At 47.3% G+C, this 10,042-nt stretch carries 11 protein-coding genes and 4 tRNA genes; 13 read left to right on the top strand and 2 right to left on the bottom strand.

Annotated features, from left to right (window positions below):
- Positions 1-243: 243 nt before the first annotated feature.
- Entirely contained in the window at positions 244-1,281 is a 1,038-nt protein-coding gene (murB, locus tag GW591_RS23985; RefSeq protein WP_037035801.1) for a UDP-N-acetylmuramate dehydrogenase, read from the top strand.
- Positions 1,278-2,237, top strand: coding sequence for a bifunctional biotin--[acetyl-CoA-carboxylase] ligase/biotin operon repressor BirA (gene birA / locus GW591_RS23980; protein ID WP_013577418.1), 960 nt, complete (start codon positions 1,278-1,280; stop codon positions 2,235-2,237). The genes murB and birA overlap by 4 nt, the downstream gene beginning before the upstream one ends.
- 52 nt (positions 2,238-2,289) lie before the next feature.
- Here birA and coaA read toward each other — a convergent pair whose 3' ends face one another.
- On the bottom strand, positions 2,290-3,240 hold the full coding sequence (gene coaA / locus GW591_RS23975) for a type I pantothenate kinase (protein WP_013577417.1): 951 nt from the start codon (positions 3,238-3,240) through the stop codon (positions 2,290-2,292).
- Between the two features lie 217 nt (positions 3,241-3,457).
- Positions 3,458-3,994 carry a GNAT family N-acetyltransferase gene (locus tag GW591_RS23970; protein WP_013577416.1) on the bottom strand — a complete coding sequence of 179 codons (537 nt, stop codon included), beginning with the start codon at positions 3,992-3,994 and terminating at the stop codon, positions 3,458-3,460.
- A gap of 386 nt (positions 3,995-4,380) precedes the next feature.
- Here GW591_RS23970 and GW591_RS23965 point away from each other — a divergent pair.
- From GW591_RS23965 to rplL, 11 genes are all read left to right on the top strand, one after another.
- Positions 4,381-4,456 (top strand) — tRNA-Thr (locus tag GW591_RS23965).
- A gap of 19 nt (positions 4,457-4,475) precedes the next feature.
- A tRNA-Tyr gene (locus GW591_RS23960) sits at positions 4,476-4,560 on the top strand.
- A 130-nt stretch (positions 4,561-4,690) separates the two neighbouring features.
- Positions 4,691-4,765: transfer RNA gene (locus tag GW591_RS23955), tRNA-Gly, on the top strand.
- Positions 4,766-4,772: 7 nt separating this feature from the next.
- Positions 4,773-4,848: transfer RNA gene (locus GW591_RS23950), tRNA-Thr, on the top strand.
- 108 nt (positions 4,849-4,956) lie between these two features.
- On the top strand, positions 4,957-6,141 hold the full coding sequence (tuf, locus tag GW591_RS23945; protein WP_166861449.1) for an elongation factor Tu: 1,185 nt from the start codon (positions 4,957-4,959) through the stop codon (positions 6,139-6,141).
- A gap of 253 nt (positions 6,142-6,394) precedes the next feature.
- Positions 6,395-6,778, top strand: coding sequence for a preprotein translocase subunit SecE (gene secE, locus GW591_RS23940; protein ID WP_013577415.1), 384 nt, complete (start codon positions 6,395-6,397; stop codon positions 6,776-6,778).
- Complete coding sequence (gene nusG / locus GW591_RS23935) at positions 6,778-7,323, top strand: transcription termination/antitermination protein NusG (protein ID WP_013577414.1); 546 nt, start codon at positions 6,778-6,780, stop codon at positions 7,321-7,323. Before secE ends, nusG begins: the two co-directional genes overlap by 1 nt.
- Positions 7,324-7,501: 178 nt before the next feature.
- Positions 7,502-7,930, top strand: a complete 429-nt coding sequence (gene rplK, locus GW591_RS23930) for a 50S ribosomal protein L11 (RefSeq protein ID WP_013577413.1) — start codon at positions 7,502-7,504, stop codon at positions 7,928-7,930.
- 3 nt (positions 7,931-7,933) lie between these two features.
- The gene (gene rplA, locus GW591_RS23925) at positions 7,934-8,638 is read left to right on the top strand and encodes a 50S ribosomal protein L1 (RefSeq protein ID WP_013577412.1); all 705 of its coding nucleotides are present in this window, start codon (positions 7,934-7,936) and stop codon (positions 8,636-8,638) included.
- Positions 8,639-8,975: 337 nt separating this feature from the next.
- On the top strand, positions 8,976-9,473 hold the full coding sequence (gene rplJ / locus GW591_RS23920) for a 50S ribosomal protein L10 (protein WP_013577411.1): 498 nt from the start codon (positions 8,976-8,978) through the stop codon (positions 9,471-9,473).
- Positions 9,474-9,539: 66 nt separating this feature from the next.
- Positions 9,540-9,905: a 50S ribosomal protein L7/L12 gene (gene rplL / locus GW591_RS23915; RefSeq protein WP_013577410.1), complete on the top strand. Its 366-nt coding sequence runs from the start codon at positions 9,540-9,542 to the stop codon at positions 9,903-9,905.
- Positions 9,906-10,042 lie beyond the last annotated feature (137 nt).

The following is a 10,042-nucleotide window of genomic DNA, read 5'->3' as shown; positions in this document are numbered from 1 at the left end:
AGTGAAACGCCGTAGCGCCGATGGTAGTGTGGGGTCTCCCCATGCGAGAGTAGGGAACTGCCAGGCATCAAATAAGTGGAAAGCCCCGTACGAAAGTACGGGGCTTTTTGCTATGGGAAATTTAGCTCTGCATGGACTTTGTTTATTGGTCTTGAGGCCCACCCCAACTTATAAAACTCTGTGTATCAGGATATCGGATCGGTTAAACTAAGCACAAATAAGTCACTCATGAGTAATATTGCTATGTCGATTGGCGACACTTCTCTTCAATCCCTGAATACTTTTTCTCTGGCGGCTTATGCTGCTGAAATCACGCATGTCCAGAACACTGAACAACTCATAGCAGCATGGAAATCAGCGAAGGAAAAGGAGCAGCCTTTTTTACTTTTAGGCGAAGGAAGTAATGTTCTTTTCCTGGAGAATTTTGCAGGGTCAGTAGTGCTGAACCGGATCAAAGGTATTGAGCTGGATGAAAATGCAGAGGAATGGTTGCTGCATGTGGGGGCTGGTGAGAATTGGCATCAATTGGTTTGTTATGCATTAGAGCATGATATTCCAGGTCTGGAGAATCTTGCTTTAATTCCCGGATGCGTAGGTTCTGCTCCTATTCAAAACATAGGTGCATATGGTGTCGAACTGCAGAGTATCTGTGGTTATGTGGATGTTTTGGATTTGCAGAGCGAAAAGGTCATCCGCGTGCAATCCGACGAATGCCAGTTTGGTTATCGCGAGAGTATATTTAAACATTCCTATAAAGAAGGGTATGCCATTATTGCCGTAGGCCTGAAGCTGAGAAAACAATGGCAGCCGAAATTGAGTTATGGGGAGCTGACTCGCTTAGATCCTGAGACTGTTAGCCCCCGTCAGATCTTTGATTTAGTTTGCGCGATGCGGCAGAGCAAATTACCTGACCCCGCCATTACCGGCAATGCGGGGAGTTTCTACAAGAACCCTGCTGTTGACGCTTCTGTGGCAGAGAAAATCAGCAACGAATATCCTTCTATGCCGTCTTATCCACAAGCTAATGGGCAAATTAAACTTGCTGCCGGATGGTTGATTGAACAGGCTGGTTTGAAAGGTTTTACCGTTGGCGGCGCAGCAGTTCACGATAAACAGGCGTTAGTACTGATTAATAAAGATCATGCGAGCAGCGCTGATGTACGTGCATTGGCTAAATATGTACGTGATGTTGTTGCAGAGAAATTTAGTATCTGGCTTGAACCAGAGGTTCGTTTTATCGCCGCGAAGGGTGAAGTGGACGCCGTGGATGCGCTGTCATGAAAGATATTACCGTTCCTCTGCAACTGATCTCCATTTTGGCTGATGGTGAATTTCATTCCGGTGAGCAGTTAGGTACAGTCATTGGCATGAGCCGTGCAGCAATTAATAAACACATCCAGACGGTACGTGACTGGGGCGTTGATATATTTACAGTGCCGGGTAAAGGTTATAGCCTGCCATATCCTATCCAACTGCTCGACGAGGAGAAAATCCTCAAGCTGCTTCCGGCGGGTCAGGTCAGAGTTCTGTCCGTTATTGATTCAACCAATCAGTATCTTTTAGACCGAATTGGTGAATTAAGCTCTGGCGACGCATGTGTTGCGGAATATCAGCAGGCCGGCCGGGGACGTCGCGGGCGAAAATGGTTCTCACCGTTTGGCAGTAATCTTTATCTTTCTATGTACTGGAAGCTGGAACAAGGGCCTGCCGCCGCAATGGGGCTAAGCCTGGTTATCGGGATTGTCATGGCTGAGGTGCTTCAGCGCCTTGGAGCTAAAGATGTACGGGTGAAATGGCCAAATGATCTTTATCTTAATGACCGTAAGCTGGCTGGGATACTGGTTGAACTGACAGGTAAAACCGGCGATGCGGCACAGTTGGTTATCGGCGCGGGCATTAACCTCAAAATGCGTGAACCGGCTTCTGACGCCATCACTCAGGGATGGATAAATTTGCAGGAGGCGGGTGTTAATATTGACCGCAATGAACTCACAGCAATGCTGCTGAAAGAGTTAAGGTCAGCATTATTACATTTCGAACAGGAAGGATTAGCACCTTTTATTCCCCGCTGGCGTGGTTTAGATAATTTCCTTGATCGTCAGGTTAAGTTACTCATCGGTGACCAGGAAATTCATGGTATCGAGCGCGGGATTGATCCGCAGGGTGCTTTGTTGCTTGAACAGGATGCGGTAGTTAAACCTTATATTGGCGGTGAGATTTCACTGCGCGGTATCTGACTAAAATAAAGGAGAGTATCAGGCTCTCCTTTATTCGTTAACGACAGTAAATTTATTTTCTCAGCCGAACACTTTCAACAGCGTGATTAGCACTTTTCGTCAAGATTAGGCTGGCTCTTTCACGGGTTGGGAGAATGTTCTCCTTTAAATTCAAACCATTAATCTCATTCCATAACTGTGTCGCAATATTCACAGCTTCTTCTTCTGGCAATTTTGCATAATGGTGGAAATAAGAATCTGGGTCTGAGAAAGCGCCTTGGCGGAATTTCAAGAAACGATTGATATACCAGCTCTGCAATAAATTTTCAGGTGCGTCAACGTATATAGAGAAATCGACAAAGTCGGAAACAAATACACGATGTGGATCATGAGGATAATCCATGCCACTTTGTAAGACATTAAGCCCTTCAAGGATCAAAATATCTGGCTGCTCAATAACTTTATTGCCATCAGGTATCACATCGTAGATCAGATGTGAATAGACTGGCGCGGTAACATGTCGTGCCCCTGACTTAACCTCTGAAACGAAATTCACCAGCTGGTGCATATCGTAAGATTGAGGGAATCCTTTTTTCTTCATGATCCCACGCTCCTGGAGCGTCTTATTGGGATAGAGGAAACCATCTGTGGTGATCAGCTCTACTGAGCGATGCTCTGGCCAACGGCTTAATAATGCCTGGAGGACGCGGGCTGTCGTACTTTTACCTACCGCTACACTCCCAGCAATTCCAATGATATAAGGAATTTTCTGTCCATCTGTACCGAGGAACTGCTCAAGCACGGCTTGTCGGCGCAGGTTGGAACTGATGTAAAAATTGAGAAGGCGTGAAAGTGGCAGATAGATCTGCGCGACTTCCTCGAGGGATAAATCCTCGTTTATGCCTTTCAGGTTCACCACTTCAGCCTCTTTGAGCGTGAGTGGTACTGAATCACGTAAGGCTGCCCACTGCGTACGATCAAACTGCAGATAAGGAGTTGCCAAAGATGGGTCTCTTTTTTTCATAAGTTAAAGTCTGCCTGTTAGCGCAGGTCAGGAAAGGCGATCACGCCAACTCCAGACAGTAAACCAGCAGCATATTATAGACACCTTAATTTTTGAGGGAGATCTTTTTCTTATAACTTATCGATTTCTTTGATTGAGTTTAAAAATTTTTGAGAAACTTATGCAAGTGAGGAAAGTCTGTGAAAGTGCGATGAAATACTCACCGCACTTTCACAGACTAAAAGAGGGGGTGAGAGGCGCAGGTGAAGGGCGGTAGTTGTTTGTAATAGACTACTTCATTTTTTCTGCTGTAACGGGCTGAGTCTTGCCTGAGTGTCGCACAGCGATAACCCTGAGCCCGATAGAAAGCTTCGGCGTCCGAACCTGACTGCATATCTGAAGACAGAACGGAGCAACGCAGGTTCTGTGCGGTATTTTCCAGTGCACGCATTAACAGACGACCGACGCCGCGTCGTCTCGCACGGGCACAGACCAGCAAAGTACTCACTTCGGCCTGATGAGGTAAATCCGGAGAATGGGCCAGATCGAGCTGAACGGTCCCAATGACACCTTGTTCATCTCTGGCGATCCAAAGCAGTCGCTCATTTTGAGTTAGTGCAGGGCGTAAATCATGAAAAGAGTCTTCCGCCTCTCTTTGTCCGGTGACGTGCGGGAACCCCACGCAAGCGCCTGTACTGTTGGCTTCGATGAGAAGTTGTGCCAGTTCATCTCTATAAACAGGCAATGTTGCGGCGTTGAGCATGACAATTTTCATAGCTGCACTCCTTAAAATAACAAAACAGTGCGTACGCAATGAAGAGTGCAAGAACTGCGCCAATATAAATGGCCTTGAAATCAGGTGTAACTGATAAAGAAATGCCTTTTGATGTTCATTTGTGAGGCAAAAGCACATTTTCAGTGCATAAATGAGACGGTTAAGCTCTGCGAAGGATTTATTTCATTAATGAAGTGTAGGAAAGTGGTTCATATCTTGCTCAGACAGGTATGAAGAAGTCGCACTTTTGGATATATTTTCACCCCTTAAACAGCGGAAAAAGGGAAAAAGCTTACTTTTTGAATAAAACATGAGCGATAGTGCAAAACATGCAATTTTTTTGTTGCATACCCCGTAAAGTCTCCATAGAATGCGCAGCACTTGATGCCGGCATAGCTCAGTTGGTAGAGCAACTGACTTGTAATCAGTAGGTCCCGAGTTCGACTCTTGGTGCCGGCACCATTCAAGTACTTAACAATTAGGTGGGGTTCCCGAGCGGCCAAAGGGAGCAGACTGTAAATCTGCCGTCATCGACTTCGAAGGTTCGAATCCTTCCCCCACCACCATATAAGCCTTAGTAATGAGGCAGCTTGAAGTGAAAGAGTCGCTTCAGGTGAAGGTGAGGAATTAAGTGTCTCACGTCCTTTTCCCCGTCTTCAAGTTCTTCAGAACAATCAGGTAGCCGAGTTCCAGGATGCGGGCATCGTATAATGGCTATTACCTCAGCCTTCCAAGCTGATGATGTGGGTTCGATTCCCACTGCCCGCTCCAAGTATGTGCTGATATAGCTCAGTTGGTAGAGCGCACCCTTGGTAAGGGTGAGGTCGGCAGTTCGAATCTGCCTATCAGCACCACTTCCAAATTCTCCCTCCTGATTTTCTTTCTGTAAACTAATTCGTCAAGCAAATGCTTGGTTGATGTGGTGATACCACCGATTTAACCGTGTCTTAGAGGGACAATCGATGTCTAAAGAAAAATTTGAACGTAACAAACCGCACGTTAACGTTGGTACTATCGGCCATGTTGACCACGGTAAAACTACCCTGACTGCAGCAATCACTACCGTTCTGGCTAAAACCTACGGCGGTTCTGCACGCGCATTCGACCAGATCGATAACGCACCAGAAGAAAAAGCTCGTGGTATCACCATCAACACTTCTCACGTTGAATATGACACCCCGACTCGTCACTACGCGCACGTTGACTGCCCAGGGCACGCCGACTACGTGAAAAACATGATCACCGGTGCTGCACAGATGGACGGCGCTATCCTGGTTGTTGCTGCAACTGACGGCCCTATGCCTCAGACTCGTGAGCACATCCTGCTGGGTCGCCAGGTTGGCGTTCCATACATGATCGTGTTCATGAACAAATGCGACATGGTAGATGACGAAGAGCTGCTGGAACTGGTAGAAATGGAAGTTCGTGAACTTCTGTCTGCTTACGAATTCCCAGGCGACGACATCCCGGTCATCAAAGGTTCAGCGCTGAAAGCACTGGAAGGCGATGTCACTTGGGAAGCGAAAATCATCGAACTGGCAGAAGCACTGGACAGCTACATTCCATTGCCAGAGCGTGCTATCGATAAGCCATTCCTGCTGCCAATCGAAGACGTATTCTCCATCTCCGGCCGTGGTACAGTTGTTACCGGTCGTGTAGAGCGCGGTATCGTTAAAGTGGGCGAAGAAGTTGAAATCGTCGGTATCAAGGACACTGTTAAGTCTACTTGTACGGGCGTTGAAATGTTCCGCAAACTGCTGGACGAAGGCCGTGCTGGTGAGAACGTTGGTGTTCTGCTGCGTGGTATCAAACGTGAAGATATCGAACGTGGTCAGGTTCTGGCTAAACCAGGTTCAATCAAACCACACACCAAGTTTGATTCCGAAGTGTACATCCTGAGCAAAGATGAAGGTGGTCGTCATACTCCATTCTTCAAAGGTTACCGTCCACAGTTCTACTTCCGTACAACTGACGTGACCGGTACTATCGAACTGCCAGAAGGCGTTGAGATGGTTATGCCTGGTGACAACGTGAACATGGTTGTTACCCTGATCCACCCAATCGCGATGGATGACGGTCTGCGTTTCGCAATCCGTGAAGGCGGCCGTACTGTAGGTGCTGGTGTTGTTGCTAAAGTTATCGCTTAATCGCTGATAGTTTTTTGTCACTATTCGTTGACGTAATACACACTAAAAGGGCATCATTTGATGCCCTTTTTTCTACGCTGTGGCGCTAGAACCTATCTCATCAGCGATTTATACGTCATAATCACTGGTGAGATAGGCTCTGAGATATAGCGTAAAACACCGAATTGCGCTCAAGTAGAGCATCGATCGGTTTGGTTTGCCTCGCAATGCGAGGCAAAGTTGTTTGTTCTGAATCATTGTGACGGGTTGGTTTATGAGTGCGAATACCGAGGCTCAAGGGAGCGGGCGCGGCCTGGAAGCGGTAAAGTGGCTGATTGTTGCCGTTTTGTTGGTTGTAGCTATTGTCGGTAACTATTATTACCGTGCATACAGCCTGCCGTTACGCGCGTTAGCCGTAGTTGTTATTATCGCAATTGCAGGCGCAGTGGCTTTACTGACCACTAAAGGCAAAGCGACGGTCGCGTTTGCTCGTGAAGCGCGTACTGAAGTACGTAAAGTCATTTGGCCAACGCGCCAGGAAACATTGCATACCACACTGATCGTTGCTGCGGTAACTGCCGTTATGTCACTGATTCTGTGGGGGCTGGATGGTATTTTAGTCCGCCTGGTATCTTTCATTACTGGCTTGAGGTTCTAATGTCTGAAGCACCTAAAAAACGTTGGTACGTCGTTCAGGCGTTTTCTGGCTTTGAAGGCCGCGTAGCACAATCGCTGCGTGAGCACATCAAATTACATGACATGGAAGAACTGTTTGGTGAAGTCATGGTTCCAACCGAAGAAGTGGTTGAGATTCGTGGTGGCCTGCGCCGTAAAAGCGAACGTAAATTCTTCCCAGGTTATGTGCTGGTACAGATGGTGATGAATGACGCCAGCTGGCACTTAGTTCGCAGCGTTCCTCGTGTTATGGGCTTCATTGGCGGAACGTCAGATCGTCCTGCACCAATCAGCGATAAAGAAGTTGATGCGATCATGAATCGCCTGCAACAAGTGGGTGATAAACCACGTCCTAAAACGTTGTTCGAACCAGGTGAACTGGTACGTGTTAATGACGGTCCGTTTGCGGACTTCAATGGTGTGGTCGAAGAAGTTGATTACGAGAAAAGCCGCCTGAAAGTGTCTGTTTCCATTTTTGGCCGTGCAACACCGGTTGAACTGGACTTCGGTCAGGTTGAAAAAGGCTAACAACAACGTTCTAAACATTCACTAGAACAGATGTTGTACAAGGCGCGAAATTGAACTATAATTTCGCGCCTTTTGTTTTTATGTGCAGTCTCAGCACATAAATTATAAAGAACAAAGTACTGTAAATAACGGGGAGCCTCTTCAAACAGGCGATATCACCCAAACGAGGATATTTACCATGGCCAAGAAAGTACAAGCCTACGTTAAGCTGCAAGTTGCAGCTGGTATGGCAAACCCAAGTCCGCCAGTTGGTCCAGCTCTGGGTCAACAAGGCGTGAACATCATGGAATTCTGTAAGGCGTTCAATGCTAAGACTGATAGCATGGAAAAAGGCCTGCCAATTCCTGTTGTTATTACTGTTTATTCTGACCGTTCTTTCACCTTTGTTACCAAAACCCCTCCTGCAGCAGTACTGCTGAAGAAAGCGGCTGGTATCAAGTCTGGTTCCGGCAAGCCGAACAAAGACAAAGTGGGTAAAGTAACGAGTGCTCAGGTTCGTGAAATCGCAGAAACCAAAGCTGCGGACATGACTGGTTCTGACGTTGAAGCGATGACTCGCTCCATCGAAGGTACTGCTCGTTCCATGGGCCTGGTAGTGGAGGATTAATAAATGGCTAAGCTGACCAAGCGCATGCGCGTGATCCGTGACAAAGTTGATGCTACTAAACAGTATGACATCACCGAAGCCGTTGCTCTGCTCAAAGAGCTGGCCACTGCTAAATTCGTAGAAAGCGTTGACGTTGCTGTTAACCTCGGCATCGACGCTCGTAAATCAGATCAAAACGTTCGCGGCGCAACCGTACTGCCACACGGCACCGGTCGTTCTGTTCGCGTTGCCGTCTTCACCCAAGGTGCAAACGCTGAAGCTGCTAAAGCTGCAGGCGCTGAACTGGTAGGTATGGAAGATCTGGCTGACCTGATCAAAAAAGGCGAAATGAACTTCGACGTTGTTATCGCATCTCCAGATGCAATGCGCGTTGTTGGCCAATTAGGTCAGGTTCTGGGCCCACGTGGTCTGATGCCTAACCCGAAAGTTGGTACTGTAACACCTAACGTTGCTGAAGCGGTTAAGAACGCTAAAGCAGGCCAGGTTCGTTACCGTAACGACAAAAACGGCATCATCCATACCACTATCGGTAAGGTTGATTTCGAATCCGACAAGCTGAAAGAAAACCTGGAAGCTCTGTTGGTCGCTCTGAAAAAAGCGAAGCCTTCCCAGGCTAAAGGCGTTTTCATCAAGAAAGTAAGCCTGTCCACTACCATGGGTGCGGGTCTTTCTGTTGATCAAAGCGGCCTGAGCGCAACAGTTAGCTAATTAACTGCTGACGTTTATCGCTTTACGCGGGCGATAGATTTGTCTAGAATCTATGGCCCGTTGTTTCGTTAATGCGAAACCAAGATTTTTCGGTTGGAGTCTGGCCTATCCAGACCTCCGTCCAAGACCGCAGGTGCCCTGAAAGGGGCTTAATCCTTCCTGCGTAGACGGTGACAGAGCCTGAAGAAAATATTTCTTTGTCTTTTTTATAAAGAATTAAGATTTGTCTTTGCTGGATTCTCTGCTCACCGTGTTTGAACGCTTATTATCGATTCTCGATGACAAGTGATGTGAGTTCCGGGGGGGTTCCCCGGCTAAATCCAGGAGCAAAAAGCTAATGGCATTAAATCTTCAAGACAAACAAGCGATTGTTGCTGAAGTCATCGAAGTAGCCAAAGGCGCGCTGTCTGCGGTTGTTGCGGATTCTCGTGGCGTAACTGTAGATAAAATGACTGAACTGCGTAAAGCAGGTCGTGAAGCTGGCGTTTACATGCGTGTTGTTCGCAACACCTTGATGCGTCGCGTCGTGGAAGGTACTCAGTTTGAGTGCCTGAAAGACACGTTTGTCGGTCCAACCTTGATTGCATTCTCTACTGAACACCCAGGCGCTGCTGCCCGTTTGTTCAAAGATTTCGCTAAAGCGAATGCAAAATTTGAGGTTAAAGCTGCGGCCTTTGAAGGTGAGTTTATCTCTGCGGCTCAAATTGACCGCTTGGCAACTCTGCCTACTTACGAAGAAGCAATCGCACGCCTGATGGCAACCATGAAAGAAGCCTCTGCAGGCAAATTGGTTCGCACTCTGGCTGCTGTACGCGATCAGAAAGAAGCTGCTTAATCAGCCTTTTTTATCTCGTTCATTTGCTTACGTATAAACTATTTCTGAATTCTAGGAACACTTGAAATGTCAATCACTAAAGAACAAATCATTGAAGGCGTTGCAGCTCTGTCTGTAATGGAAATCGTTGAACTGATCTCCGCTATGGAAGAAAAATTCGGCGTTTCTGCTGCTGCTGCTGTTGCAGGTCCTGCTGCTGCTGCTGAAGCTGTTGAAGAAAAAACTGAGTTCGACGTTGTTCTGGCCGCTGTTGGCGCGAACAAAGTTGCAGTTATCAAAGCTGTTCGCACCGCGACTGGCCTGGGTCTGAAAGAAGCGAAAGACCTGGTTGAGTCTGCTCCAGCAGCTCTGAAAGAAGGCATCAGCAAAGACGACGCTGAAGCTCTGAAAAAATCTCTGGAAGAAGCTGGTGCTTCTGTTGAAGTTAAGTAAGTTTAACTTCCCGGAGTGCAGCCTGTCCTAACAGGCTGATGGCTGGTGACTTTTTAGTCACCAGCCTTTTTGCGCTATAGAGTGTCAGTGGTGTTTCACACTGTTTGAGCACTGAACTACTCTAATATCTCTTTCTA

The sequence above is a fragment of the Rahnella aceris genome (genome assembly GCF_011684115.1).
GTDB classification, from domain to species: Bacteria; Pseudomonadota; Gammaproteobacteria; order Enterobacterales; family Enterobacteriaceae; genus Rahnella; species Rahnella aceris.
Note: the sequence above shows the minus strand (reverse complement) of the source record. Positions and strands in the feature narration are given on the sequence as shown.